General features: G+C 66.7%; 27 protein-coding genes and 2 pseudogenes. 18 read left to right on the forward strand and 11 right to left on the reverse strand.

The window, feature by feature from the left end:
- Window positions 1-49: 49 nt before the first annotated feature.
- The 3 genes and pseudogenes from OG811_RS23350 to OG811_RS23360 all read left to right on the forward strand — a co-directional run.
- Window positions 50-406, forward strand: a complete 357-nt coding sequence (locus OG811_RS23350; protein WP_406068679.1) for a hypothetical protein — start codon at window positions 50-52, stop codon at window positions 404-406.
- 44 nt (window positions 407-450) lie between these two features.
- Window positions 451-588, forward strand: coding sequence for a hypothetical protein (locus tag OG811_RS23355; RefSeq protein ID WP_406068680.1), 138 nt, complete (start codon window positions 451-453; stop codon window positions 586-588).
- 26 nt (window positions 589-614) lie between these two features.
- Window positions 615-836, forward strand: a pseudogene (locus tag OG811_RS23360) (hypothetical protein); the annotation flags it as partial.
- Between the two features lie 51 nt (window positions 837-887).
- On the opposite strand, the gene OG811_RS23365 reads toward OG811_RS23360, so the two are convergent.
- Genes OG811_RS23365 through OG811_RS23375 form a run of 3 tightly spaced genes read right to left on the reverse strand, consistent with a single transcriptional unit; the run spans window position 888 to window position 2,283 of the window.
- Window positions 888-1,190 (reverse strand): hypothetical protein, encoded by a 303-nt coding sequence (locus tag OG811_RS23365; protein WP_406068681.1) that lies wholly within the window; start codon window positions 1,188-1,190, stop codon window positions 888-890.
- On the reverse strand, window positions 1,187-1,840 hold the full coding sequence (locus OG811_RS23370) for an integrase core domain-containing protein (RefSeq protein ID WP_406068683.1): 654 nt from the start codon (window positions 1,838-1,840) through the stop codon (window positions 1,187-1,189). Before OG811_RS23370 ends, OG811_RS23365 begins: the two co-directional genes overlap by 4 nt.
- Window positions 1,825-2,283, reverse strand: a complete 459-nt coding sequence (locus OG811_RS23375) for a helix-turn-helix domain-containing protein (protein WP_406068684.1) — start codon at window positions 2,281-2,283, stop codon at window positions 1,825-1,827. Before OG811_RS23375 ends, OG811_RS23370 begins: the two co-directional genes overlap by 16 nt.
- Before the next feature lie 448 nt (window positions 2,284-2,731).
- Between OG811_RS23375 and OG811_RS23380 the strand changes: the two genes are divergently transcribed.
- Complete coding sequence (locus OG811_RS23380; RefSeq protein ID WP_406068686.1) at window positions 2,732-3,961, forward strand: ISAs1 family transposase; 1,230 nt, start codon at window positions 2,732-2,734, stop codon at window positions 3,959-3,961.
- 418 nt (window positions 3,962-4,379) lie between these two features.
- Here OG811_RS23380 and OG811_RS23385 read toward each other — a convergent pair whose 3' ends face one another.
- The gene (locus OG811_RS23385; RefSeq protein WP_406068687.1) at window positions 4,380-6,263 is read right to left on the reverse strand and encodes a family 43 glycosylhydrolase; all 1,884 of its coding nucleotides are present in this window, start codon (window positions 6,261-6,263) and stop codon (window positions 4,380-4,382) included.
- 500 nt (window positions 6,264-6,763) lie between these two features.
- Between OG811_RS23385 and OG811_RS23390 the strand changes: the two genes are divergently transcribed.
- From OG811_RS23390 to OG811_RS23400, 3 genes are all read left to right on the forward strand, one after another.
- A complete protein-coding gene (locus OG811_RS23390) occupies window positions 6,764-6,889 on the forward strand; it encodes a hypothetical protein (RefSeq protein WP_406068688.1) in 126 nt (41 codons plus the stop codon).
- Between the two features lie 112 nt (window positions 6,890-7,001).
- Window positions 7,002-7,127: a hypothetical protein gene (locus tag OG811_RS23395; RefSeq protein WP_406068690.1), complete on the forward strand. Its 126-nt coding sequence runs from the start codon at window positions 7,002-7,004 to the stop codon at window positions 7,125-7,127.
- Between the two features lie 104 nt (window positions 7,128-7,231).
- Window positions 7,232-7,417, forward strand: a complete 186-nt coding sequence (locus tag OG811_RS23400) for a hypothetical protein (protein WP_406068692.1) — start codon at window positions 7,232-7,234, stop codon at window positions 7,415-7,417.
- Here the strand turns inward: OG811_RS23400 and OG811_RS23405 are convergent.
- Both OG811_RS23405 and OG811_RS23410 read right to left on the reverse strand, forming a co-directional pair.
- Window positions 7,399-7,710: a transposase gene (locus OG811_RS23405; protein ID WP_406068693.1), complete on the reverse strand. Its 312-nt coding sequence runs from the start codon at window positions 7,708-7,710 to the stop codon at window positions 7,399-7,401. The genes OG811_RS23400 and OG811_RS23405 overlap by 19 nt on opposite strands.
- A complete protein-coding gene (locus OG811_RS23410) occupies window positions 7,616-9,298 on the reverse strand; it encodes a hypothetical protein (RefSeq protein ID WP_406068695.1) in 1,683 nt (560 codons plus the stop codon). The genes OG811_RS23405 and OG811_RS23410 overlap by 95 nt, the downstream gene beginning before the upstream one ends.
- A 196-nt stretch (window positions 9,299-9,494) precedes the next feature.
- Here OG811_RS23410 and OG811_RS23415 point away from each other — a divergent pair, with 196 nt between their 5' ends.
- Window positions 9,495-9,770, forward strand: a complete 276-nt coding sequence (locus OG811_RS23415) for a transposase family protein (protein ID WP_406068697.1) — start codon at window positions 9,495-9,497, stop codon at window positions 9,768-9,770.
- A gap of 249 nt (window positions 9,771-10,019) precedes the next feature.
- A pseudogene (locus OG811_RS23420) lies at window positions 10,020-10,196 on the forward strand (IS256 family transposase); the annotation flags it as partial.
- A gap of 734 nt (window positions 10,197-10,930) precedes the next feature.
- Here the strand turns inward: OG811_RS23420 and OG811_RS23425 are convergent.
- Window positions 10,931-11,257 (reverse strand): SHOCT domain-containing protein, encoded by a 327-nt coding sequence (locus OG811_RS23425; RefSeq protein WP_406068699.1) that lies wholly within the window; start codon window positions 11,255-11,257, stop codon window positions 10,931-10,933.
- A gap of 555 nt (window positions 11,258-11,812) precedes the next feature.
- On the opposite strand from OG811_RS23425, the gene OG811_RS23430 reads away from it, so the two are divergent.
- Complete coding sequence (locus OG811_RS23430; protein ID WP_406068701.1) at window positions 11,813-13,063, forward strand: IS4 family transposase; 1,251 nt, start codon at window positions 11,813-11,815, stop codon at window positions 13,061-13,063.
- 340 nt (window positions 13,064-13,403) lie between these two features.
- Here the strand turns inward: OG811_RS23430 and OG811_RS23435 are convergent, their stop codons facing one another.
- The 4 genes from OG811_RS23435 to OG811_RS23450 form a co-directional block, all read right to left on the reverse strand.
- Window positions 13,404-13,763: a hypothetical protein gene (locus OG811_RS23435; protein ID WP_406068703.1), complete on the reverse strand. Its 360-nt coding sequence runs from the start codon at window positions 13,761-13,763 to the stop codon at window positions 13,404-13,406.
- 163 nt (window positions 13,764-13,926) lie between these two features.
- Window positions 13,927-14,526 carry a hypothetical protein gene (locus OG811_RS23440; protein ID WP_406068705.1) on the reverse strand — a complete coding sequence of 200 codons (600 nt, stop codon included), beginning with the start codon at window positions 14,524-14,526 and terminating at the stop codon, window positions 13,927-13,929.
- 349 nt (window positions 14,527-14,875) lie between these two features.
- Window positions 14,876-16,015 carry a substrate-binding domain-containing protein gene (locus OG811_RS23445; protein WP_406068707.1) on the reverse strand — a complete coding sequence of 380 codons (1,140 nt, stop codon included), beginning with the start codon at window positions 16,013-16,015 and terminating at the stop codon, window positions 14,876-14,878.
- Entirely contained in the window at window positions 16,012-16,413 is a 402-nt protein-coding gene (locus OG811_RS23450) for a hypothetical protein (RefSeq protein WP_406068708.1), read from the reverse strand. Before OG811_RS23450 ends, OG811_RS23445 begins: the two co-directional genes overlap by 4 nt.
- 241 nt (window positions 16,414-16,654) lie before the next feature.
- Here OG811_RS23450 and OG811_RS23455 point away from each other — a divergent pair, with 241 nt between their 5' ends.
- The 8 genes from OG811_RS23455 (at window position 16,655) to OG811_RS23490 (ending at window position 24,960) form a co-directional block, all read left to right on the forward strand.
- Entirely contained in the window at window positions 16,655-18,658 is a 2,004-nt protein-coding gene (locus OG811_RS23455) for a DUF2264 domain-containing protein (RefSeq protein WP_406068710.1), read from the forward strand.
- A gap of 41 nt (window positions 18,659-18,699) precedes the next feature.
- Window positions 18,700-20,004, forward strand: coding sequence for an ABC transporter substrate-binding protein (locus OG811_RS23460; protein ID WP_406068712.1), 1,305 nt, complete (start codon window positions 18,700-18,702; stop codon window positions 20,002-20,004).
- Window positions 20,005-20,120: 116 nt separating this feature from the next.
- Window positions 20,121-20,984 carry a carbohydrate ABC transporter permease gene (locus tag OG811_RS23465; RefSeq protein ID WP_406068714.1) on the forward strand — a complete coding sequence of 288 codons (864 nt, stop codon included), beginning with the start codon at window positions 20,121-20,123 and terminating at the stop codon, window positions 20,982-20,984.
- Window positions 20,984-21,880: a carbohydrate ABC transporter permease gene (locus OG811_RS23470; RefSeq protein ID WP_406068716.1), complete on the forward strand. Its 897-nt coding sequence runs from the start codon at window positions 20,984-20,986 to the stop codon at window positions 21,878-21,880. The genes OG811_RS23465 and OG811_RS23470 overlap by 1 nt, the downstream gene beginning before the upstream one ends.
- 5 nt (window positions 21,881-21,885) lie before the next feature.
- The gene (locus tag OG811_RS23475; protein ID WP_406068718.1) at window positions 21,886-22,599 is read left to right on the forward strand and encodes a hypothetical protein; all 714 of its coding nucleotides are present in this window, start codon (window positions 21,886-21,888) and stop codon (window positions 22,597-22,599) included.
- Window positions 22,600-22,645: 46 nt separating this feature from the next.
- A complete protein-coding gene (locus OG811_RS23480) occupies window positions 22,646-23,830 on the forward strand; it encodes a glycoside hydrolase family 88 protein (RefSeq protein ID WP_406068719.1) in 1,185 nt (394 codons plus the stop codon).
- A 43-nt stretch (window positions 23,831-23,873) separates the two neighbouring features.
- Window positions 23,874-24,698, forward strand: coding sequence for a 5-deoxy-glucuronate isomerase (iolB, locus tag OG811_RS23485; protein WP_406075877.1), 825 nt, complete (start codon window positions 23,874-23,876; stop codon window positions 24,696-24,698).
- 97 nt (window positions 24,699-24,795) lie between these two features.
- Window positions 24,796-24,960 (forward strand): AbfB domain-containing protein, encoded by a 165-nt coding sequence (locus tag OG811_RS23490; protein WP_406068720.1) that lies wholly within the window; start codon window positions 24,796-24,798, stop codon window positions 24,958-24,960.
- The last annotated feature ends 9 nt before the right edge of the window (window positions 24,961-24,969 follow it).

The raw sequence follows: 24,969 nt of genomic DNA on the forward strand, positions 1-24,969 counted from the left end.
CGCCTTCCCGGACGGAGACGACTGGCTGGACACGGGTGACCTCGCGTTCATGCGCGATGGGGAGATCGCGATCACCGGACGGGCCAAGGACCTGATCATCCTCAACGGGCAGAACCTCCCCTGCCATGAGGTTGAGCGGGTGGTCGGCGGGATGAACGGGGTGCGCGACGGGCTGGTCGCCGCGGTCGGCGTACCGAACTCTCGGACCGGCACGGAATCGCTGGTTATCTTCTACGTCTCCGACGGTGACGTACCCGTCGTGCGGGTGGCCCGGGCCGTCAGCGCCGTGGTCGCCCGGAGCTGGCAGGTCACGCCGGCCCAGATCCTCGCGGTACCGGCGGAGGGGTTCCCGCGGACGTCGGGCGGGAAGATCCAACGTGCGGAGCTGCGCCGGCGCTATCGGTGAAACGAGTGATAGGTGCATACGGCTCCACGCTGACCGAACCACGCATGATTGCCTACTTCCGGGCCGATGAGCCGCCGCGCGAGTGGCTGGACTCGGCCGCGCACCAACTCTGGCCGGATGTGGACTTCGGAAACGCGGGCGCACGCTGCCTCGCCGATCACGGGATCGGCACCGCGCGGTGACGGATCGTCCGCTGCTGTTTCTCGACGTGGACGGGACGCTTCTGCCCTTCGGCCGCGCCGCGGGCCCGATAGGCAATGACGCCAACCCTCTGCTGGCAGCTCTCGACGCCGAACACGGCCGCCGGCTTGCCGCGTTGTCTTGTGATCTCGCCTGGGCTACGACCTGGATGGCCGAGGCAAACGAGGTGCTCGCACCACGGCTTGGCCTACCTCAGCTCCCGGTTGTCGACTGGCCAGACAACGAAGACGACGGTCCTTCCGGGGCGGGGAAGTCCTCGCTGCTGCGGGCTGGGTTGCCATCACCCAGTAGCAGGCCCGACCGCCGACTGCTCCGCCAACCGCTCGAGCAGCCTAGCCGTCGCCGAACGACGACCATAGAACACCGCTGCGTCAGCCTCCTCGAACGGCAACAGACCCCGGTACGGGCAACCCTCCCACCGCGGCACCACCACCCCGTCCACAGGCTCGACCGCACCGGCAGCCGCCGCACGGGCCTGCAACTCATTAACACGCTCCAGAATCCGGCCTATGTCGGCAGCGACCTGCCGGCCGCGTTCCCGATCGACCTTGCCCTTGCCGACAACCTCGTCCGCGCAGGTCACGCGGCGTTCTCGTACTCGTGGAGGACGCCGCCGAGGCGATCGCGTCTTCGGATGTCGAGGCGGGTGAGTCTGTCCGGATCGGCGATCGGTGCGGGCAACGGGTGCAACGGGCACGCGTTCGCGATGCCCTGATGTGGACGGTGGCCGTTGTAGAACTGTTCGAACTCGCGCAGCGCGTGGAGCAGGTGCCGTTGGTTCCAGATCATGGTCCGATCCAACAGTTCATGGCGGCAGGTCTGTACCCACCGTTCCATGATCGAGTTCATGCGGGGTATCCGGACGCCGCTGAGCACGACGTCGATGCCCGCGTCGGCGAGGACGGTGTCGAACAACTCGGGGAACTTTCCGTCCCGGTCCCGGATCAGGAACCGCGCCCGGCAACCGGTGTCCTCGAGGTCCATCACGAGGTTCTTCGCCGCCTGCACGGTCCATGCGGCGGTCGGGTGCGCGGTGGCGCCCAGGACCCGGATCCGGCGGCTGGCGTGGTCGATTACCGCGAACACGTACAGCCGCGCTCCGGTCAGGGTGACCGTCTCCAGGAAGTCGCACGCCAGCAGGGCGTCGGCCTGGGAACGGAGGAAGTCGGCCCAGGTGCTGGAGGTCCGCTCGGGCGCCGGGTCGATCCCAGCCTCCTTCAAGATCTCCCACACGGTCGAGGCGGCCACTTCACGCCGAGGACGAGCAGTTCGCCGTGCAGCCGCCGGTACCCCCAGCCGGGATTCTCCCCCGCCAGGCGCAGCACCAGGGCGCGAATCGAGTGCACGGTCCGCGGCCGGCCCGGGCGCTTAGACCGAGACGCGTCTGCGTGACGACGGGCGACCAGGTTGCGATGCCAGCGCAGCACCGTGTCCGGGCGCACCAGCAGCCGCACCTTGCATAGCACGTCGCGCGGCACCCGGTGCAGCAGCGCTGCCAGCAACGCCCGATCACTCGCGTCGAACCGCACCCTCTCCGTGCCCAGCTGCCTTTCCAGCACCATGATCTGATGGCGCAGCGCCAGGATCTCCACGTCCTTGTCTCGATCGCTCATCGGCAGCAGACGCAGCATGGCGAACGCGTTCGTCACACCCAGGTAGGCCAGTCGCAGCAGCACGGCCGACCATCATGCCGCAGCGATCGCCAGCCGCGCGAGAGCCCCAGCGAAAGCAATCCGGGTCGACATCCCGGACGCCCCCCGCGCACCGGCTCCTACCAGGGCGGATGAGATTTTCGGCAGGGGCACGGTTGTGGGGAAGCTTGATCTCGATGAGCCGCCGCAGCACGGCCAGGTCGGCCGGGTCGAGCGCCTTTTTGACACGGGCCGGGTCCTGCATCGTTTGGCGCACAAGTTTCTCGATGTCTCCGACAGGCATTTCAGGGAAGTCCCCGCATGCTTTGAACCTGCGTGCCCCAGGGCTATTGCGTAGTCGGTTGAAGGGTGTTTGAGCTGGGGTTTGATGTGGGACCGGTCGAGGGTGGGTTCATGTAGGACGGGTACGGCCTGTTGGTGATCATGGTGTTTGCGAAGACCACATGACCCAGAAGAAGGACCGCACCCGCCGATGTCATCATCACCCACCGAGATCCTGCTCCCGCACCGACCCACCGGCACACTCCCCGCCGTGGTCACTGAAGGTGATCGTCAGGGCTTGTTCGAGGTGTTGTCCACGATCCCTGACCCGCGTGATCCGCGTGGCTGCCGTTACTCGCTGGTGAGCATCCTGGCGGTGGCGGTCTGCGCGGTGCTGGCCGGGGCGTGCACGTTCGCGTCGGTGACCGATTGGGTGCGTAATCAGGACCAGGAGGTCTGGGATCGGCTCGGTTTCAGCGACCGGGTACCGGCGGCCACGACGGTGTGGCGGCTGCTGATCCGCATCGACGCCGATGTGCTCTCACGGGTGCTGGCCCGGTGGCTGTTGGCCCGAACAGCGCCGGTCACCATGGCCGGGCGGCGGTGGCGGCTCGTGATCGCCGTCGACGGCAAGGTCGAACGGGGCGCCCGGCTCGCTGACGGGCGGCAAGTTCATCTGCTGTCGGCGTACGACACCTCCACTGGTGTCGTGCTCGCCCAGGTGCGGATCGACGCGAAGTCCAATGAGATCCCGGCGTTCACTCCGCTGATGCGTCTGGTCGCCGCCCAGTTGGGATCGTTGCAAGACGTCCTGGTCGTCGCGGACGCGCTGCACGCCCAGACCGGGCACGCGGAACTCCTCGCAGCCGACGGCGGGCACCTGATGGTCACGGTCAAGGGGAACCAGCCGACCCTGCACAACCAGCTCAAATCCCTTCCGTGGGCGCAGATCCCGATCGGTTCCCAGACCCGCGAGACCGGCCACGGCCGCAAGGAAACCCGCACCGTCAAAACCGTCACCGTGGCCACTCCCGGCGAGATGGCGTTTCCCCACGCGCAGCAGGCCGTCCGAATCACCCGGACCCGCACGATCAAGGGCAACACCAGCCGCGAAGCGGCATACCTGACCGTGTCCCTGCCCGCCGAGCAGGCTCAACCCGCCGACCTCGGCACCTGGGCGCGGTCTGAATGGCACATCGAGAACCGCCTGCATTACGTCAGAGATGTGACACTACGTGAAGACGCTCACCAAGCCCGGACGGGCAACGGCCCCGCCGTCTTCGCGACACTCCGTAACACCTCGATCGGTTACCACCGCACAAACGGCGCCACGAACATCGCCGAAGCCACCCGACGCGCCAACCACCGCCCACACGACCTGATCGACGCCGTGACCACCAGCAATCCTGCCTTGACCAGGGGCAACCCCACTACGCAATAGCCCTGCTGCGTGCCCTTCGGCGATCAGATCCGCTTCCCCAACACGCTCAGCTTCAGGAATACACCAACCCGACGTGTTATGCACCAAGAGCGGCGTGTCGCCGGCAAGCACATAGTACGTGTGGGAGCGCGAGGGTCGGTATGGCTACACCTCGACGACGATCATGGCCATGACCAGCGGGTTCGCTGATTCCGTGGTCCGTGGCCGCCCTGCTTGTCGGTCGTTAGCAACCGTGACAGCAACCCACAGGAAAAGCCACGCCCAATGGCGCACAACGGAGTGGAACCACTACCGACGGCAATGGCTCCACTCCGTTGTCAATGTGCCTCACACCCCGGCGGCCGCTGACCCCGAGTCGAGGCATCCTGCCACAGCGCATGCCCTCTCGTGCGCGCGCTGAACTTCCGGTTCACACGCGTCACACGATGAAGATCGACCGCACCTGGGTGTTGCCCTTGGTTTCGACGTATACCTTGTAATCGCCGACGGTGTAGGTGCCGGCAGCGTTGTTGTCGATGGTGAACGTGGCCGTCACAGTAGACTCGCTGCCGTCGATGTGGGTCTGCTTCACCGTGATGGTCAACTCGTTCGTGTTGCCCTTCAGCTTCTTCACCACCGCCGACGGCTTGGCATCGACGACTGTCACGATCATGCCCTTTGAGGCAACCAGGTTGTAGTTCTCCCCAAACACGTTGAGCTCGTGGACTCCGACCTTGACGTTCTCGGTCGTACCCAGGGTCTTCAGCCTGACTGCGTTCGTCAGCACCCGATCGAAGGTGACGTAGTCAGCCGTGTACGCAGTGGTGTTCGTGCTCCTGTCGACCAGCGGCTTCCACGTGTTCGTAGCGATGTCCTTGTACTCCAGCGTGTACTGCACGGCGTTGTCCTTTGTGAACGCGCGCCCGAGCTCCTTCCACTGGATCTGCGCAGCAGAGATGTGGAAAACAGTCCCGAAGCCCCTGATATACGTGGGCGCAGTATCGCTGTCAGCCGGCTCCCACCAGGTGGACAGGGATCGGTCCCCTCCGTAGTACGGATTGCGCCCGGGGGCATAGCTGCTTGCCCAGTACGCCTGGCTGTTGGTAGCCACATTGTAGAGCCCGACGTCGTCCCTGTCCGAGATCTTCTTCCCGGGGGCCAGTTGCGGCGTGTTGGACAATTCGCAATCGATTGCTCCCTTTTGCGGACCAGTGGCAATCACGTTGCAGATGTCCATTCCCAGTCGTCGCTCGAAGAACTCCTCGTATGCGATGACATAGGTGTAGAAGAAGACCAGGTTACCGGACTTGTCGAGTACGAAGCTGCCGTGCCCGGCGTTTGGATACACCGAACTGGGGTGGTTGTTTCCGTAGCCGATCGGGTTCTGCTGCGTCTCTTTGAACCCTGAAAGCGGTTTGCGCGAAGACATGACCCCCGTCGCGTACGTGGTGTACTCGGTGCCACCGGACGCGACCGAGAGGTAATACGTGTCCCCAACCTTGAACAGCTGCGAACCCTCCACGTACCCATGCGTGTAGGTCGCCTTGTTGTCACCGATGTGCTGCCACTCCTGGAGCGGGTCAAAAGTCCAGAGCGCGACCGGGTCGCTGATGAGTTGCCGAGGATTGTTCGGGTCGAGTTCGGCGCCCATGATCGGCGAGCCGATGTTGTACGTCAAGTACAGCCGACCGTCCGTGTCAAGGAAGAACTGCACGTCGCCGACGCTCAGGGTCTGGCCGGTTGGGCGAAGGAAATTCCCCATGCTGGTCCACGGTCCAATGGGCGAGTCCGCTTGATAGACCGGCGTGTTGTTGCCGGCCATGTAGAACTTGCCGCCGATCTGCACGACGGTTGGTGCGACCAGGCCCAGGTTCATTTCATGGGGCGTCCACGTGAGGTAGTCGGTAGTGGACCAGACAGTGCGGTTGTTGTTCGGTGCGTTCTGCATGGCGCCGGATGCGTAGAGATAGATGGTCCCGTCGACGTTCAGCGCGGACCAGTCCGCCCCGGTCCGTGCCGAGTTCTCCGAAATCCTGGTGAAACCGACGGTGGATCGGCTCGCGAGAGTCCGCCCGGACGCTGCCGTCCACGTCTCCAGGTTCAAGCTGGCTGGAATTTGCGATGTGTTGGCAACGTTCGCATCCGTGGGCGGCATCGTACCTACGATGTTGCGCACCGCCATCCCGGGCAGATTGACCGGGTTCACATAGGTCTGCGACATGTCGACACCAGTCAGCGGCACCTTGGCGGACGGGGTCTGGGGTCCGAGGCCCTGCGCGGGCTTCTCCGCCGAGGCCGGCACAATCGGTGCCAGTTGGCCCACCCCTACTCCGACCGCGAGAGCAAGGCCAATAGCCGCTAAACCTCGACGTCCCATTCCAACAGTCCTCTTGATAGCCATTAGGTTCCTAACCTTCCGTCTGGGCTGCGTGAGCGCTAACATGGGCGCGCATTGTTAGCGTTAACAATTCTGGCCGATGTTAGCGCTACCATCTGGAGTGTGTCAAGGACGCCAATGCACGTAGCCTAATACGGCAGCCCGGGTTGTAACTGTTCAGCTGGTTTGGGGTAGCCAGGTCTGCCCAGGCGAGCCTGGAGATGCTGCTGACCCAGATTGAGACGGACAGCGGCGGCGCGCTGCGCGAGACCATCGCACCCACCCTGGTCGCGCGCCAGAGCGTGGCTGGGCCGGCTCGCTGACCGCGACACGGGTCTCTGGGTTACGGGGACAGGTGGCCCAGAGCCTGGGGTGATCCGCCGTTGGCGGACGGCGGGAGCGTGGACACAGATACACCGCGTCCGAAACAGTTCCACAACTCCGTCGTGGCGAGTCTCGCGGAGTCGTTGTGCGGTGACTTCGCGGCATCGAGCACAAAGGGCAAGGGCATCATTTCCCGTCCCGGGCCACCGCCTACCACCAACCTGGCAGCCGTCACCCTGGGCCTGTGATCACTCGTCCTCTCTGGCGGCCAAGCCGGGCCGCCTGGCGAGCCAACCGAACGGGAGAACCAGTGGCACGCGGACGTGCGCGGCAGGCAGGTCCCTCTGAGAACCCCGCTGGGTGAGCAAGGTCGTGATCGTCACGCTCACCGGCGACAAGCCCGCCGACCTGCGGCTGAGCTTCACCGTCGACGCCGCCGCCCGCAAGATCCGCCAACTCAATGTCTTGCGCCCTTCGGAGTGTTAACGATAACATCCGCGTCGGTTGTCAGCGCATCCGAGCGTGACCTAAAGGACATAACCTCCACTCGACTCAGGTGTGCGTCGGGCGGATCTTGAGGAGGAGACCAGATGGTAAGCACCAAGCGATTTCGCTGGCTACTGAGCGTCGCCAGCGCCGGGGTCCTGGCACTCGGCCTGTCGGCGTGTTCCGGCGGTGGGCCGGCGTCGTTCCAGTCCCGCAACCTGCGCCAGCAGGTCTTCCCAAAGCCGAACCCCAACTCCTGGGGCAGGAACCTTCACGGAATCGCGGTGTGAAGCATGAACAGGATTCCGCACAACACTCTGCGGTCGTCGAGGCGCTTACGCCCGGGGAACCGGTGCCGGCGTGGTGGTCGGGGTGGCAGCAGCGGTTTGACCTCGGCCCAGAGTTCGTCCGAGACGATCCACGGCGGCTGCTCACCCCTCCTCACGTTCAGACAGAACGATCCTCGTATCCCGAGGACACGCCCAACATCATTTCGTGTTGGTGTCGATGGTGTAAACCACGTCTGACTCGACGTCGTGGCGGGTGATGCCGGGTACGTCGGGGATGTCAAGCAGTGGTTCATATGGGGTACCTTCGACCCGGTTGCGCAGCAGGACGATGCTGCGGATGCCGAGCTGGTGCAACCGATCCAAGGCCGGCTTGCTGGGGAAGGTCGCTATAACGTCGCGGATCGCCTGACGGTTGGGTGTGGTGTAGCTGGCCGCACCGTTGACCATGGTGGGAAAACCGTTGGTCGACCAAAGTAGGACGTTGAGGTCGATGCCGTCGTTGGACGGCAATACCATGATCGGAGCGTGCGCGGAGGCTAGCGCCATCGCGGCCGGTTCGGCTGGGGTTTGGGGGTGGTCCAGGTCAGGCAGGCCCTCAGCTAGCACGAGGACCAGCAACGGAACGGTCAGTAGCCGTGCCGATCTCACCGACCATTTCGGCTTGGCGCCGCTGCGAGCCACCTCGGCCAGGTGGGTAACCAGGCCGGCCGCGAGGATGGCCAGGCAGAGAGTGGGCCACAAGATCAACCGGCCTGGTGTACGGGATCCATCGAACCCGGGCACGTGAAGATAGAGCAGGCGGTAGATCGGCCCGTTCGTGCCCAGCGCGAACAACACTCCGACGACCGCCCCAAACAGCAGCAGAAGCCGTTGCACCGGTGACCAGCGGGATAGGAACAGGCCGGCGAAGGCCAGTAGATACAGTGCATACCCGCATAGCAGCACTTTCTCAGTCGATACGTCACCAAGAGCGGTGCGGGCGTCGTTGTGCAGGGTGCCCCAGGGCAGCGAGGACTGCGGCGCCACGAGAAGTCCGCGCAGTGTCGGGGAGAAAAACGCGACGTAGTCCCAGTCCCGGGTGACATCTGGGTTGAGCTCGCGCACGTGTTGGTACGCGTACGCGAAGTATCCGGTCACCGCGGTGAAGACCAGCCCGCCGATCAGATCACCGACGATCAGCCGGAGGCTAAGGCGTGGGCGGTGGATCAGCCAGGCTATCAGTGTGATCAGGCAGAGGGCGGCGAGGACGTATACGAATCCCAGCCCCACGCCGAAGCCTAGGCTGACCTGCCAGGCCGCGACCAGCCAGCCAGCGAACGCCCAGCCCGGCCGGACTCGTTCGGCAAGGTAGCCGCGGGTGAACGAGAGTCCGTGGCCGCGCGCCAGCATCGCCAGGGCCAGAGTGATACCACCGGTGGAGAGAATATTCAAATGGCCGTCGTGGCCGTAGCGCCAGGGCGCGTAGGCGAGGGCGGCCCCGGCTACCGCGGCGGCGACCTTATTCGCGCCAAGTTGGCGCAGGAGCGCGTAGCCGCCGAGGAAGGCGAGCGCGAAAGCCAGCACGAACAGGATGTTGTAGCGCAGCACGGCGCCGACTACACCGTTGCCTATCAGCCCTGCCGGGGCATAGCCGAGCAGGCTGTCGCTCAGGGCTAGGCCGTACGTGTCGGGATAGAAAGCGTTGGTATCCCACAGGCCACGCAGACCGTGGGTGAGAGCGTGGCCACCCCATCCCACCAGCCATGCTTGGGCCGTCGGGTCACCCACGTCACCGACGATGGTGTGGGCCGGGTCGGCGATCGGCACAGTCTTGGCGCCGGCAGTCACCACGCGAACCGCGTACGGCGGAATCAGCCAGATCATCGCGACAGCGAGGAGCACCGAACCGAGGCTCGCGATACTCAGTTCCCGCCGATGGGCCCTACGTGTCAGCCAGTCCCTCGTGCCTGGACTGGCACGCGCGAGTCGGCCATTTTGTCCAAGCTCGCTGAGAGTGACGGTTGATGTGGGGCCTCCTGCCGGTGGCTCTACCTGCGTCATCACATTTACCCTCACTTTTGAACCGCTGCAGTAAATCATGAGCAGGGCGGCGCATAGAGTCAAGACCTCGATCAATGCCGTTCAGGTAGCCGGGCCTTACGCTGTTTATCAAAGGCGTCTTGTCACGCAGGAGTCGCGATCGGTGCAGCGGCGAATTTTGCCGCTGTCGGAACAGGACACGCCAGGGTTGCTGCAGGCCCTCGCCCGGGTCCCGGACCCACGGGACGCTGGCGGCCGGATCCATCCGCTGCCGGGACTGCTCGCGATCGCGGCGGTGGTTTCGGGAATCGAGCCGCGTCATGGAGATCGTTGACTGGGCCGCCGACCTGCCGGAGCGGCGTGGGAGCGTCTCGGTGCAACCCGCGACGCGTTCACCGGTGTCCGGCGGGTGCCTGACGACAGCACCCTGTCCCGGGTACTGACCGGTATCGACGCGGACGCCCTCGATGCTGCGGTGTGCCGCTGGCTATTCAGCCGGGCGGGTCTGACCGGGGGTCTGTGGATCTAAGGGTGTTTCCGGCCTGACCTGCCAGGCGTTGTGCCTGGTGAGGAGGGTGCCGTGATGACCGCGACACAGAACGACCAGACCGGACGTAAGAAGCGGGCGGAGCCGTCGGCGGAAGCGAAGGCCGCCGTCGAGTTGGTCCGGGCGGCGAAGGAGCAGGGCCTGTCGTTGACTGGTCCGGAGGGGCTGCTCCGGCAGTTGACCAAGACGGTCCTGGAGACTCCAGTTCCTCAGCTGCGGCGGCCACCGTTCGGCGCCAGCCTGCGGCGACGGCTCAAACCGATCGAAGATCATCCCACGGATGCCGAGCGTGGCCAGCGCCCGGGGGACGAAGCCTCTACTGCGTGAAGCGCCTCGTACGCCACCACCGAGCCGAGCGAGTGGGCCACCACCACCTCGGTATCCACGGTCAGCGCGTCGCGCACGCGCCGGCAGACGCGCTGCTGGACTTCGTCTTCGGTCAGGTAGCGGCGACCTGCCGCAGCGCCCCGAGGACCAGGCGATCGATGAGGCCTGGCGAAGAAGCGGGAGTGTTCTCCACGCGTCGAGCGCCCGTTGGGTCACGAACGGAGGACATACGCCGACTGGCACCACCGCTCACCCCAGGAGCGCGAGGCCGCGCGTAACGCCGCCGCCTTCACCCAGCCATACCGATACGCGCTGGTCAGAGCTCTCCTAACGGCGCTGGCCTACCCAGCGGGTACACGGCGATGGCGGGCTGGGTGGCCAACGTGCCGCCCGCAGTGTTGACCGATCTGTACCTGCGGGCTGGTGCGTTGCCGGTGGGCCGGCCGTCGCGGTCGACGATCTGGCGGGTCTGCACGGATACCGACGCGTGGGCCCTGGACACCGCGATTCGCGGGGTGGACGGCGGCCCGCCGGTCCGGTCCCGCTGCCGTCACCAGCGAGCGCAGCACCGGTGAGGGGTCGTTGGCTGTGCCCGTTCGCTTGATGCTTGGTCCTGTGAATCAGCCCAAGAGCTTCTTCTTCTGGGCGAGAAACTCCTCTGGCGTCAGGACGCCAGCGTCCCGGAGCTGCGCCAACTTGGCGAGCTCGTCGGCGACCGAAACTCCCGGTTGAGGCGGTGCTACTGCCGCCTGAGACGACTTGCCGAAGTCTGGATGGCTGCGGAACCACTGCTCAATCTTCTCGGCCGTTCCGTAGTTCACTGGGACTTCAGCGAGGGTCGTGCCGGAACCTTGGACAGTCAGAACCTGCTGCATCGACGATGCCTTGAGTCGCTTCTTGTCGTCCCGGGTCACCTTGCGAACCGAGAATCCAGAGATGTCGCGCATCAGACTCTGAAGGCGGAGAGCAGCTTCCCCGTCGGCCGGTACTCGACGCTGCCATCCGGGTACTCGAGGATGCTGCCGTTACCGAAACCCAATCCGTGTGAAACCGGCTTCTCGGCCATTGAGTGCTGCCTCCATCAGTTGCCGCGAGGGAACTTTATATCAGGCTCCAAGCTGTAGGAGGGATGGCTGCACCGGAGGGCTTAGGGGGCTGTTGTTTGTGCGGTCTGTGGCCGGGAGAGCCGGTCACCGCCGCGAGCCAGGCTTGAGACGCGACGTCATCACCAACGCAGACGCCCTGTCGCCCCCGTTTACCCCCCGAAAACCCCCGCCTGTGATTGACAACCAGTGATAAGTAGCGATCATCGCTTGATCGTGTCTGTGCAGCTCAATGCCGATTCCTGGCAGTTAATGACAAGGTCGGGATGGCTACGTTCGGTAACGAGAGGTTTTGACAAGTAATGACAAGTCCTGAACCAATGCCGTTCAGATAAGCCGTCTGTCGAGGTCAGCGTGGTGAGCTGATCGTGGGGGTGGCGGCGGGTAGGGTGGCCGGCCGTGATCTCGTCGGGGTTGGAGTCCGCACCGCGGCCGCAGGGTCGGTTGACCGACCATATTGGATTGGGCGTGTTGGCGGCCCGGTATGACCGTGACCTGCTGGAAGAGGTCCTTAACCGCACTGGACGGCGGGAGAAACGCAGCCGGCGGCTGTCGGCTCACGTGATGATCCGCTACGTGATCGCGATGGGGTTGTTCTTCTCCGAGTCCTACGACGAGGTGATGCGCCTGCTCGTGGGGAACCTGCGCAAGCTCGGGTCGTGGACTGATGACTGGCAGGTGCCGACGGCGTCGGCGATCACGCAGGCCCGCCAGCGGTTGGGACCGGAGCCGATGGCCGCGTTGTTCGACCGGGCGGCGGTGCCGTTGGCCACGTCGGGAACGAAGAGCGCCTGGTTGGCCCGCCGACGGTTGATGGCCATCGACGCGACCAGCTTCGACGTGGCCGACACCGCCGACAACGTCGAGCGGTTCGGGAAGATGGGATCAGGGCCGAAGGCGTCGGCGTACCCGAAACTGCACGTCGCGGCCCTCGCGGAATGCGCCAGCCACGCGATCGTGGGCGCGGTGTTGGGCTCGTGCCGCACCGGGGAACGCACCCTGGTCGCCGACCTGGTCGACCGGGTCGGCCCGGGCATGCTCGTGCTGGCCGACGCCGGCTTGTTCTCCTTCGAGCTGTTCAACGCTTTCGCCGCGACCGGCGCCGATCTGGCCTGGCGGATCGGAGCCTCGATATCGGTCGGGCATCTGCGGTGGCTGCCGGACGGCTCCTACCTGGCGTTGATCTACCGGCCCGGGCTGGACGCCGACCGGCGTGCCCGGCTGGTCGCCGACGTCAAGACCGGCCGGAACATCCCCACCGACCTGGCCCGCCTGGTGCGGGTCGTGGAGTACACCGTGCCGGACCGCAACCCCGACGGCGAACTGATCGCGGTGGTCACCACCGTGCTCGACCCCGACGAGGTGCCGGCACTCGACCTGGCCGAGGCCTACCACCAGCGCTGGGAGGAGGAATCCGCCCTGGACGAAATCAAGACTGATCTGCGCGGCCGAGGCGAAGTCCTACGCTCGAAGACACCCGACCTGGTCGAACAACAAATGTGGGGACTGCTGCTGGCCCACTACGCCATCCGCGCGCTCCTGCTGGACGCCGCCGACCCCGCCGGCTACGACCCCGACCGCATGTCCTTCATCAAAGGCCTCCGCGTCGTGCGCCGCCAGGTCACCGACCAGGCGGCCATTACCCCCTGAGCACCTGGACGAGGCCCTCACCGACGCCATCGGCGAGATCCGCCGCCGGCCCAACCCGCCACGCCGGCACCGCACCTGCCCCCGCGTACTCAAACGCGCCCGACACAACTCCTACCGCGTCAAACGACCCACCGACCAGAACATCCGCCACCCCGGCCCACCCACACCGCTACTGGCCTGCCCAAACGCACGAACTTAACGGCATTGGGTCAAGGTCTAGGCTGTGGCCCGCGGCCACCGCACGATCTTCGGTTGTCCCCACAAACCATCGATGATCAACGCGGTGGCCGTCCTCATGCCTGCGCCACGCCCAACGCCGAAGCCAAGTGACGTTGGAGTACTAAGCCTTTCTTATTCGGCCCCAAGTAACACGTCCGACGGCAATCAGGAGAAGCAGAACCCCGCCGATAGCGAGATCGATTGCGAGATGCGCAGACCAGTATGAGCCGCTTGAAAAGGCATCGGCTATGACGGCGCCGCCACCTTTAGGGTCGACGTATAGCGCCACATCATCACCTACATCATAACCATAGGCCCATACCGCTAATTCCACCTTATTATCAAGGCCGCCGCCCCCCGTGTACTCAATATCAACGAGATCTATGCTCTTCTTATGGTGCACACCAACGACAGTCCCACTCACCGGATTGCCTGTCGCTCTGATATGACGCGCCGAGGCAGAGATCTGCCACCAGAGCAAGCCGGCCATCATCAATAAAACCGCGGCGACAGCAACGATCCACGCGAATTGACGCCAGGTAAGCCTATTGCGGGGGGACTGGTAGTACCTGGACCGAGGGTTCCTCACCTGCAGTAACCTACCCTTCGCACTCGATCAAGGGCCTCCGAGTCCCCCCTCCTCATCATTCCTCTACGACCGCGCTCGACAGGCTAGAATACACCGATGCCATGATCCCCTGAGCCGAAGCCAGCATGCTGTCAACCTTTGTCGCATACGTCGTTGTCAGGGCTCTTGCGAGCAAACGCCGCCCCTGCTTACCCCTCAGATGGCTGGTGAGTTGCAGCGCCTTCACCCAGTAGCGGCTCACAAGAGTATCCATCAGCTTCTTCGCACCCCCGCCAGCAAGGGCCCCCAGCCCAACACCAATGATCGTCGCGATCGCTTTTCCGATCTTGCCGGCAACTAGGTAGAGGATGGCGGAGACTGCACCGAGAATCAGTACCCCGGCCGCACAGATATTGCAGATCCAGCCGGGAATGTATCCAAGGACCTCGGTTATATTGTCCAACACTCCCGCCGTAAAGGCAACCCGCTTCTTGAACTTGCTATCTTCCTTCTTCTTGTCCTTGTCCCTAGCCTTGTCCTTGTCCTTGTTTTTCTTGTCGTCCTTGCACTTCTTGTCGCACCCCCCGACCTTGTTGCCGTTCCTGTCGTGCCTTTCGGTGGTGCCGTCGGGATACGTGATCAACTCGCCGCCGCCGGGGGTGGGCCTCGCGTTCATGCTGCAGTCGTCGTTGCCGCACTCCAGGAGAGTCCTGAACGAGGCTCGACATGAGGTTCTCGTGGGTTCAAATCGCCTCGGTCCGCCGAGCTGCCCATAGTAGCGATGCGCTCATTTAGTCGCCTCCGGTGATGTGTGTGCTCGTCGGCAGGATGCGGTGGAGCATTGGTCCGTGATGTTGTGACGGGCACGGCCGGACCCCGTAGCTGGTATGCGTGCGCGTGCACCTGCAACTGCAACTCGTGGCGTATCCCCGGCACGGGGTCACGGCCGACCCGCCCGCGCCAGGTGAACGGTCCGGATCACCCTGGCTTGCCCTGTCCGAACGTTCCGGACCGGGGCATACCGCCTACGCGGGTGGCGGCGCGGTCGACTCCCGGATCCGCAGTGACGGGCTGATGACGATCCGGTGAGTGGGGCGGTCGGGGTCGACGAGCCGGTCGGCGACGAGACGCACGGCGGCCCGTCCGATCGAGCGTCGCGGCGGTCGGACCGCGGTCAGCGGCGGGCTGAAGAGCCCGGCGACCTCGTCGTCGTACGCCACGATGGAGAGGTCGCCGGGAACGGAAAGGTGCCGCTCCTCGCAGTGCTGCACCAGCGCGATGGCCTCGGCGTCGGCGTGCACCAGCAGTGCCGTCGTCCCGGTCGCCTGGCACCGGTCGAGGACGTCGTTGAGTACGGTGTCCCGCTCCGGTGACCGTGCGTCGGGCACCACGGCCACCACCGTCGCGTCCGAATCGAGGCCGCACTCGGTCGTGGCGTCGAGCCAGCCGCGCCGTACGTGCTGGCTGGTGGGGCTGTTGGCGTCGAGCACCAGGCCGACCTTGCGGTGTCCGAGCGAGGTGAGGTGGCGTACCGCCATGGCTGCACCGAGTGCGTGGTCGGTGACCACCGACTCCATGACCGCGTGGTGGCTGCCTACCGAAGCGGTGCGTTCCAGCAGGACGACCGGGAGGCCGACCTGGTCGAGCCACTCGATGGTGCGCTCGGCGCTCGGGGCGTCCATGCTCGGCGCGATGATGAGCGCGTCGACGCCCATCCGCTCCACGAGGCGGGCCAGTTGCGGCTGGTCGTCCTCGGTGTCGTAGGAGGAGCCGCGCAGAACCACGCGCATGTCGAGCTCGCGGGCTGCCCCCTCGACGCCGCGAGCCACGTCCGGCCAGTAGTAGTCCAACGAGGGCACGAGCATGCCGAGGGCGCGCCCGACCAGCGGGTCCAGGCCGGCGACAGGTGCCTCGTCTGCTGCCGGGGCGTCGTCCGGCAGGATCAGGGCGACCCCACCGTGGACGCGGCGAACCAACCCCTCGGCGGCCAGCTCCGCAATGTCGCGCCGGATGGTGACCGGCGCGGCGCCCAGCACGTGGGACAGGTCAGAGATGCGCATCGAGCCGTCCCGTTGCAGGGCTGCCAACAGTTGCTGGCGGCGGGCGACCTGAAGCGGCCCTCGGGAGCCCTCCGCCGTGGCGACGACAGGACTGTCCTTGGTCATGGGGGACCTCCGGGGAACGCTTCGTGCGGCGAGAGCTCTTGCAGGGTGCGGACGAACTCGCCGGCCGGGTCGAACGCGGTGACGTTGATCGCGAGCCGGATCGGCTGATCCACCCATCCGTCGAAGAGCATAGAAGTCGTGCTCCGCCGGGTCGTCGCGGCGCACGGCGCCGAACCCGGCTGCCGGCTGACGCCGTCCAACGCGGAGGTCTCGGCGTGGCCGTCGCCGAGCTGCGCCTGGCCGGCGACGAGCAGGTGGATGTGGGGCGGCGAGGTCGCCTGGTCCGGGTCGAGGTCCTCGGCGTCGTCCGGCGACGTGAGCACCCGTGCCGGCGGTTCCGTCCGGTGACCGCGCCACACCGCGGCCAGCAGGTCCGCGAGGCGGTCTGCGACGGTCATGACTCCTCGGACGGTAGAGCGGCTATGAACGATTGTGATCGTATCAGAGCACTTGGCGCGTTGAAACTGCGCTATGCGCTCCCATGATCGGTTGTGTCCATATAGGTTTGAGAACAGCATTGACTTGCTCTGTTGTGAGCGTTTTACTTCGGAAACCCGGCAGATGTCTGTACGTCACATTCATGGGCAACGCCCCGCTCGCCACATTCCACGGAGACGGCTCGATGCGACAGGACCTCGGATGACGTTCGGGCCGGCCGGCCGGCTGGCACCGGGGACGAACCCCTGTGCCCCCGCCGCCGCGACCTGGCACCGGGATGACTGGTTGACCCTCGCCGATCGGATGCTCGCCGCCGCCCGGCCGTTCGCGTCGCCCGGGCACGCCCTCGTCACGTTTCCCGGGCCGGAGGGCGGTTACGGGCGGGCCGTCGACGGCCTGGAGGGGTTCGCGCGCACCTTCCTGCTGGCCGGCTTCCGCATCGCGGGTGCCCAGGGGGTGGGCGTGGACGAACTCGTCGACAGGTACGCGGCCGGCATCGCCGCTGGCACCGACCCGAGCTCTCCGGACCGCTGGGTGCGTCTGGACGAGCACCCACAGGCCAAGGTGGAGGCTGCCTCCATCGCGCTGGTCCTGGACCTGACCCGCCCGTGGATCTGGGACCGTTTGCCGTCGGCGGTGCGAGAGCGGGTGGTGGACTATCTGCGCCCTACGGTCGGCGACGACACCTACCCGCGGATCAACTGGGTCTGGTTCCGGCTGGTCGTCCAGACGTTCCTGCGGTCGGTAGGCGGGCCGCACTCGCTCGACGAGATGAACGAGGACCTCACCACGCACGACGGCTTCGTCCGCGGGGACGGCTGGATGTCCGACGGGCCGGACCGCGCCTACGACCACTATGTGGGTTGGGCCCTGCACCTCTACCCGACGCTGTGGGCCCGGATGGCCGGCGCCGCCGACCTCGCCGAGCAGCGCCGCGAACGGGACCTTGCCGGCCTCGACCGCTTCCTCGCCGACGCGGTCGCGCTCGTGGGCGCCGACGGATCGCCGTTGATCCAGGGGCGAAGCCTGACCTACCGCTTCGCCGCGGCGGCGCCGTTCTGGGTCGGCGCCATCGCCGGCGTGCCCTCGGTCAGCCTCGGCCGGTTGCGCGGCGCGGCCACCCGCATCGTGCGCCACTTCGTCGCCAACGGCGCCCTGGATGAACGGGGCCTGCTCACCCTCGGGTGGCACGGGCCGTGGCCGCGACTCGCGCAGTCGTACTCCGGGCCGGGCTCGCCGTACTGGGCCAGCAAGGGCCTACTCGGCATCGCGCTACCCGCCGACCATCCTGTCTGGACGAACCCCGAGGAGCCCCTGCCGGTGCAGGAGCGGGACACGCTGCGGGCGATACCCGCGCCCGGCTGGCTGGTCTGCGGCACCCGTGCCGACGGCATCGTTCGCGTCGTCAACCACGGCACCGACCACGCCGTCGAGGGTGCCACCGTCTCAGATTCCCCGCTCTACGCCCGACTGGGCTACTCCACCGCCACCAGCCCCGTCCTCGACGACAGCGGCTGGGCCAGCCCGCTCGACCAGTCCGTCACTCTCGTCGACGACGCGGGCCGGGTCACGCACCGCGCCGGCATGCGCCTGCTGACCGTGCGCGTCGACACCGACGGCGTGGGTGTGGCCGGGTCACGTGCCCTCGCCCACTGGGTCGACCCGAATCCGGGTCAGCGCGATCACGGCGGCGGCCTCCTGGGCCAGTCCCGACCGGCCGGGCACCTCACGGTGTACTCGCTGGTCCGCGGCCCCTGGGAGCTGCGTCTGACCCGCGTCGACGGCCTCGCCGACGGCGTCGAGGCGGCTGCGCTGCGGCTGCGAATCGGCGGCTGGGCCGTTGCCGGAGACGCGACGGCTGACCTCCACGGCGGTGTGGCGGCCGTGACCGGCGCCGGCCTGACCAGCGTGCTGGAGAGCGTGCACGGCGGCGGAACGGCCGGCGCCACCGCCGTCCCGCACGGCGGGCCCCTGGCCGGCGGGCTGGTCGTGCCCTGGCTGGACCACCCTGTCCGGCCGGGCGCATGGGTCGCCACCTTCACCGAGTTGTCCAGGATGCCGGTAGCCACCGCCGGGCGGGCATGCCAGGCCGTGGTCGACGAGGACGGCCACGGCCTTCACCTGGCGGTCGACTGGCCCGACGGGATCAGCACGTCGACCCGTCTGGACACGGAGCATGCCCGGCCCACCCAAGCGGCCTGGTAGCAGTGCGGGCCCGTCCGGGCCCTTGACCTGAGGAGGAAGGGATGAAGCGTGCGATACCGGCCGTCATCAGCGCTGCGACGGCCCTGACGCTTGTTCTCGCCGGTTGCGGCGGCGGAGACGAGCCAGTCGACCCCAACGCCCCGGTGACGATCACCCTGGCCGGCTGGAGCCTGTCGTCCACGCCAGAGTTCAAGACGCTCGCCGACGGCTTCAAGGCGACCCACCCGAACGTGACAGTGGAGCTCAAGGAGTACGCCGCAGGCAACGACTACGACACCCAGATGATCACGGACCTGGCCGCCGGCACCGCCCCGGACGTCTACGTCATGAAGAACCTCAAGAACTTCTACACGTACCAGAGCGGTGGTCAGCTGCTCGACGTCTCCGACGCCACCTCCGGTCTCGGCTCGGGCCCGGCGCTCGCGTCGTACCAGGTGGATGGCAAGGCGTACGCGGTGCCGTACCGGCAGGATTCGTGGGTGTTGTTCTACAACAAGGATCTGTTCGCGAAGGCGAAGGTGGCGCCGCCGGACGGCAGTTGGACCTGGGACGACTACACCGACGCGACGAAGCGACTGCACACCGGGCTGAAGGCGGCCGGCTCGAACGCGACAGGCGCGTACCAGCACACCTTCCAGTCGACAGTGCAGGGATTCGCGCTCGCCCAGACCCCCAACGCGGACCTGCTCTCCGGGGACTTCGGCTACCTGAAGCCGTACTACGAGCGGTCACTGGACCTGCAGGCGACCGGCGCGCAGCCGACCTTCGGCACCGCGAAGACCAACAAACTCACCTACCAGGCGCAGTTCGGCAAGCAGCAGTCGGCGATGCTGCTGATGGGCACCTGGTACGTGGCTACGCTGCTCAACCAGCGAAAGAGCGGTGACGCCGACACGTTCCAGTGGGGAATCGCACCGGCACCGCAGTTCGACAAGTCCACCACCGGCACCTCCGCCACACCTGTCACCTTCGGTGACCCAACCGGGTTGGGGATCAACCCGAAGATCAGCAAGTCCAAGACCGCCGCGGCCAAGGCGTTCCTCCAGTACGCGGCCGGCCCGGATGCCGGCAAGGCCCTGGCCGGGATCGGCATCACCCCGGCCCAGGTCACCGACGCGGTCACCGCGACGCTGTTCGGGCTGGACGGCGTACCGCAGGACGACCTGTCGAAGTTCGCCTACGCCAAGCACACCATCAAGCCGGAGAACCCGGTGTCGAAGCACACCGCCGGCCTGCAAAACCTCCTCAACGAGACGCATTCGGCGATCCTCTCCGACAGCAAGGGCGTCGACGCGGAGCTGAGCAAGGCGCAGACCCGCGCCAAGAACGAAGTCCTCAACCAGTGAGCTGATGGCGGGCCCGGCGCGCCTGAGCCGCACGCCGGTCCCGCCACCAGGCCGAACGCTTCCGGAGACTCCCTATGGCAACATTGCCGCACACGAGACCCAGGAACCGGCGGCTGGTGTCGCGCAACACGGTCGCCGGCTGGTCGTTCATCCTTCCCAACTTCGTCGGCTTCGCCGTGCTCACCCTGCTACCCGTCGCCGTGCTGTTCTACGTGGCCTTCACCAACTGGAACGTCTTCGGGGTGGCCGAGTGGACCGGCACCGCCAACTTCCGGCGAATGTGGGATGACGCGAGCTTCTGGACCGCACTGCGCAACACCGTCTACTACACCGTCTTCCACATCCCGCTGACCCTCGTCGCGTCACTCGGGCTGGCGCTGCTGCTCAACCGCAAACTGCGCGGCGTGCGGTTCTTCCGCACCGTCGCCTTCTTCCCCTACATCACCTCGATCGTGGCGATCGCGGTCGTGTGGAACCAGCTCTTCAGTCCGGAGTACGGCCCGATCAACGCTCTCCTCGGTGCCGTCGGGGTGGACAATGCGCCGGGCTGGACCGCATCGTCGACCTGGTCGATGCCGGCGGTCATCATCGTCGGCACCTGGCGCTACATGGGCTATTACATGCTGCTGTTCCTGGCTGGCCTGCAGACCATCCCGGCCCAGCTCTACGAGGCGGCGGAGACCGACGGCGCCACACCGTGGCAGCGGTTCGTGCACGTGACCCTCCCCGGCTTACGACACACCACCTTCTTCGTCACCGTGCTGCTCACCATCGAAAGTTTCAAGGTCTTCGACCTCATCCTCGTGATGACCGGCGGCGGACCCGGCCAGTCGACACTGGTGCTCTCGCAGTACATCTACCAGAAGGGCTTCGAGGAGAACCAGTTCGGCTACGCCTCGGCGGTCTCCATCGTCCTGTTCGCCATCTGCTTCAGCATCACGGTCATCCAGTTCATGGTCAACAAGCGGAGGAACAGCTGATGACCGCGACCGACCTCTCCCTGCCTGCCCCGGCCGTCGCCGCGCCCGACAACCGCAGCGCGCCCGGCCGACCGGTCCGGTCCCGGGGCTGGCGGCTCGTCGGGTACGCCGCCCTCGTGCTCGCGGCGGCCGGGCTGCTGCTGCCGTTCTACTGGATGGTGGTGGCGTCGTTGAAGACCAACAGCGACGTCTTCACCATCCCGATCACCTGGCTCCCCGATCCCGTGGTGTGGCGAAACTACCTCGACATCTGGCAGCGCTCGGACATGACGACGTGGCTGGGGAACACGCTGCTGCTGTCGGGGGTCGTCACCCTCCTACAGGTGGTGACCGGCAGCTTCGCCGCCTACGGCTTCGCCCGGGTCCGCTTTCCCGGCCGCAATGCGCTCTTCCTGGCGTACGTCGGGACGATCGCGGTGCCCTGGCAGTCGTACATGATCCCGCAGTTCATCCTGATGTCGAAGCTGCAGTTGTCGAACACGCTGTGGTCGATCGTCGCGCTGCAGGCGTTCGGCGCGTTCGGCGTGTTCCTGATGAAGCAGTTCTACGAGACGATCCCCGAGGAACTCAGCGAAGCGGCGCGGGTGGACGGGCTCAGCGAGTTCGGCATCTACCGACGGATCATGCTGCCGCTGTCCCGACCGGCGCTGGCCAGCCTGGGCCTGCTGACGTTCGTGACCACCTGGAACGACTACCTCGGCCCACTGATCTACCTGCGCAGTCCGGAGCTGCGCACCATCCAGTTGGGGTTGAACACCTTCATCTCCCAGTACAACGCCGAGTACGCGCTGATCATGACGGGCTCGGTGCTGTCCGTGCTGCCGGTCGCGGTCATCTTCCTGCTCGGCCAGCGCTACTTCATCGAGGGCATCGCCTCGACCGGACTGAAGGGCTGAGGCCCATGCGTTCGCGCCACGACACCATCACCGCCGTCTTCGACGGGTTCTACGTCGCGCTCGTCAGCAACCTGCTGCTGGTGCTCGGTTGCCTGCCACTGGTGACGCTCGCGTTCACCACCGAGGCGGCGCGCTCCTGGCCGCTGTACGCGCTCACCGCCCCGCTCTGCGCGCCGGGGCTCTGTGCGGTCTTCGCGGTCATGTCCGCCTACTCCGCCGGCGACTCCGGCGGGGTGCTGCGCACCTACGGCCGCGCCTGGCGAGCCACTGCCCGGCCGGCGATGCTCTGGACGGCGGCGGCCATGGCCGCCCTGGTCGTGCTCGCCGTCGACGCCCGCGCCGCGTGGGGCCACCGGGTCGGGGCACTCGCCCTGCCGGTGCTGGCGGCCCTGATCGTCCTCACCGTCGCGACCACGCTGCTCGGGTTGGTGACCGTCGCCGAGCGGCCCACCGCGCCGCTGCGCGAGGTGGCTCGCGCCTGCGTGTATCTGGCGGTGCGCCGGTGGTACCTCACCGCCGCGTCGCTGCTCGTGCTCGCGCTGCTCGCCCAGATTCTGGCGGCCCGCCCCGCGATCGCGCTCGGTCTCGCCGCCGCGCCACTGCTCTACGTCGTTTGGGCCAACAGCCGATTCACCATGCGCGCCGCCCTCGACCGGCCGGCGACCGCACCCCGAGCCCCGGAACACCACGTGCCGGCCACCGAGCCGGGACGCCGATGACACACCTGCCCGGCACCGACCGGACACACGAGGGAGAACAGCATCCATGACGGCGACCGACGTCCGTCCCAGCTCCGACGCAGAAGCCACGGCCGCCGCGGTGGCCGCCGCGATACGTATCGTCGACGCGAACATCGTCACCTTCGGCGACCGGTACCCCGGGGACACCACCGACGCCAACCGCTACCTGCTCCGGCCACCGAGTGCTGGCCAGCCCGAGGGCGCCAACGTCGGCTGGACCACCAGCTTCTGGCCGGGCATGCTCTGGCTGGCACACGACCTGACCGGTGACGATCGCTACCTGCGGGCCGCGGTGTCACACGTGGACAGCTTCGCGGCCCGGATGACCGGCGGCATCGACCTGGACACCCACGATCTCGGGTTCCTCTACACCCTCTCCTGCGTCACCCCGGCTCGTCGTACCGGCGACCCGCGGGCCCGAGACGCGGCTCTCGCCGCCGCCGACCACCTGATGACGCGTGTCCTCGAACCCGCCGGGATCATTCAGGCCTGGGGCGACCTGAACGACCCCCGCCAACGCGGCCGCACGATCATCGACAGCCTCATGAACACGCCGCTGCTCTTCTGGGCCAGCCAGACCACCGGCGACGACCGCTACGCCGCCGCGGCCCGCCGGCACACCGCTCAACTGCGCCAGCACATCCTGCGTCCGGACGGCACCACCTTCCACACCTTCTACTGGGACACGGTCAGCGGTGCCCCACTGCGTGGGGAGACCGAACAGGGCCACGCCGACCACTCCTGCTGGGCCCGGGGGCAGGCCTGGGGTATCTACGGCTTCAGCCTCAACCACCGGCACCTCGGCGACCCCGCGCTGCTCGCCGCCGCCAGGACCTGCGCCGACCACTTCCTCGCCTGCCTGCCCGACGACCGCGTCGCGTACTGGGATCTGGAGTTCGGCGACGGCAGCGGTCAGGAGCGGGACAGCTCGGCCGCGGCCATCGCCGCCTGTGGCCTGGTCGAACTGGCAGACGGCCTCACCGACACGGCCAGCGCCGACCGGTACCGCAGGGCCGCCGCCGAGATCCTGCGCTCGCTCATCGACCACTACTCCACCGACGGCCATCCGGTCTCGAACGCGCTGATCCTGCACGGCGTCTACGACAAGCCCAAGGGCGTCGGCGTCGACGAGGGAACCCTGTGGGGCGACTACTTCTACCTGGAAGCCCTCACCCGCGCCACCATTCCGGGCTGGGCCAGCCCCTGGTGACCCCGCGACCCACCCGCTCCGCCCCACATCCCGAAAGGTGACCATGGACTACCGCTACCACTGCACCATTCCCGCCGCCGACGGCCGGAACACGCTGCCCGTCAATCCCTGCCGGCTGCTCGACTTCACCCTGCTGCGGCTGTCGGCCGGCGAGTCCTGGACCGGCGAGTCCGGGGACCGGGAGATCCTTGCCGTCATCCTCGGTGGAACGGCCAACTTCACCGTCGCCGGCCGCCACTTCCCGCAGGTCGGCCAACGTCCGGACGTCTTCTCCGGCAAGCCGCACTCCGTCTACCTCCCGGCCGGCTCCTCGGTGACCGTCGAAGCCGTCACCGCCGTGGAGATCGCCCTACCGAGCGCGCCCAGTGAGCTGGCCACCGACCCCTATGTCATCGCGCCGGAGCAGGTCGCGGGCGGCCGTTGGGGAGCGGCCAACTTCGGCCGTACCTACCATCAGATCCTCACCGAGATCTCCCAGCCGGAGCTGCCCGCCCGCCGGCTCATCGTCGGCGAGACCTACACGCCCTCGGGCAACTGGAGCACCTACCCGCCACACCGGCACAAGGTCGACGACCTGCCCGCCGAGGCCGCACACGAGGAGATGTACTACTACCGGGTCAGCCCGGCGAACGGTTTCGGCATCAGCCGGGTCTACACCGACGACGGGTACGAGGAGAACGTCACCATCCGTGACCATGTGATGCAGATGATGCCCGAGGGGTACCACACCGTCGTCAGCGCACCCGGCTACACCACCTACTTCCTGTGGTTCCTGGCCGGCACACAACGCACCCAGGGCGCACGCGAGGACGCCGGCCTCGCCTGGGTGGGCCAGACCGTACCGACCCTGCGGGGCCTGGGCCTGTAGTGACGTCGGTGGAACCCATCGCAACGTCGTCGTCGACCTGGGCGTAGGAACACCACTGGTCACCCGGCGAGTTTCCCGATGGACAGCGAATCGCACGATGCGAGACGCCACCTTCCGGCAGGTCGCCGGCCTTGCCAACTCCTCGTGGACGTCGTTTCAGTCCTACAGCCACCCGGACCGCTACATCCGCACTACAGCTACCTGCTCCGGCTCGACCCGATCCCCGATACGCGGAGCCGTACCGACGCCACCTTCCGCGTGACCAGCTGAA

The organism is Micromonospora sp. NBC_01638 (assembly GCF_045209745.1).
In the GTDB taxonomy this organism is placed as follows: Bacteria; Actinomycetota; Actinomycetes; order Mycobacteriales; family Micromonosporaceae; genus Micromonospora.

Excerpts from the sequence above, each read along its gene's own strand:
- OG811_RS23350 (WP_406068679.1), top strand. The coding sequence starts at position 50 with ATGCGCGATGGGGAGATCGCGATCACCGGACGGGCCAAGGACCTGATC.
- OG811_RS23355 (WP_406068680.1), top strand. The coding sequence starts at position 451 with ATGATTGCCTACTTCCGGGCCGATGAGCCGCCGCGCGAGTGGCTGGAC.
- OG811_RS23380 (WP_406068686.1), top strand. The coding sequence starts at position 2,732 with ATGTCATCATCACCCACCGAGATCCTGCTCCCGCACCGACCCACCGGC.
- OG811_RS23400 (WP_406068692.1), top strand. The coding sequence starts at position 7,232 with ATGGTAAGCACCAAGCGATTTCGCTGGCTACTGAGCGTCGCCAGCGCC.
- OG811_RS23405 (WP_406068693.1), bottom strand. The coding sequence starts at position 7,710 with ATGAACCACTGCTTGACATCCCCGACGTACCCGGCATCACCCGCCACG.
- OG811_RS23415 (WP_406068697.1), top strand. The coding sequence starts at position 9,495 with ATGAGCAGGGCGGCGCATAGAGTCAAGACCTCGATCAATGCCGTTCAG.
- OG811_RS23425 (WP_406068699.1), bottom strand. The coding sequence starts at position 11,257 with ATGCGCGACATCTCTGGATTCTCGGTTCGCAAGGTGACCCGGGACGAC.
- OG811_RS23440 (WP_406068705.1), bottom strand. The coding sequence starts at position 14,526 with ATGAACGCGAGGCCCACCCCCGGCGGCGGCGAGTTGATCACGTATCCC.
- OG811_RS23445 (WP_406068707.1), bottom strand. The coding sequence starts at position 16,015 with ATGACCAAGGACAGTCCTGTCGTCGCCACGGCGGAGGGCTCCCGAGGG.
- OG811_RS23450 (WP_406068708.1), bottom strand. The coding sequence starts at position 16,413 with ATGACCGTCGCAGACCGCCTCGCGGACCTGCTGGCCGCGGTGTGGCGC.
- OG811_RS23455 (WP_406068710.1), top strand. The coding sequence starts at position 16,655 with ATGACGTTCGGGCCGGCCGGCCGGCTGGCACCGGGGACGAACCCCTGT.
- OG811_RS23460 (WP_406068712.1), top strand. The coding sequence starts at position 18,700 with ATGAAGCGTGCGATACCGGCCGTCATCAGCGCTGCGACGGCCCTGACG.
- OG811_RS23470 (WP_406068716.1), top strand. The coding sequence starts at position 20,984 with ATGACCGCGACCGACCTCTCCCTGCCTGCCCCGGCCGTCGCCGCGCCC.
- OG811_RS23475 (WP_406068718.1), top strand. The coding sequence starts at position 21,886 with ATGCGTTCGCGCCACGACACCATCACCGCCGTCTTCGACGGGTTCTAC.
- OG811_RS23480 (WP_406068719.1), top strand. The coding sequence starts at position 22,646 with ATGACGGCGACCGACGTCCGTCCCAGCTCCGACGCAGAAGCCACGGCC.
- iolB (WP_406075877.1), top strand. The coding sequence starts at position 23,874 with ATGGACTACCGCTACCACTGCACCATTCCCGCCGCCGACGGCCGGAAC.
- OG811_RS23490 (WP_406068720.1), top strand. The coding sequence starts at position 24,796 with ATGCGAGACGCCACCTTCCGGCAGGTCGCCGGCCTTGCCAACTCCTCG.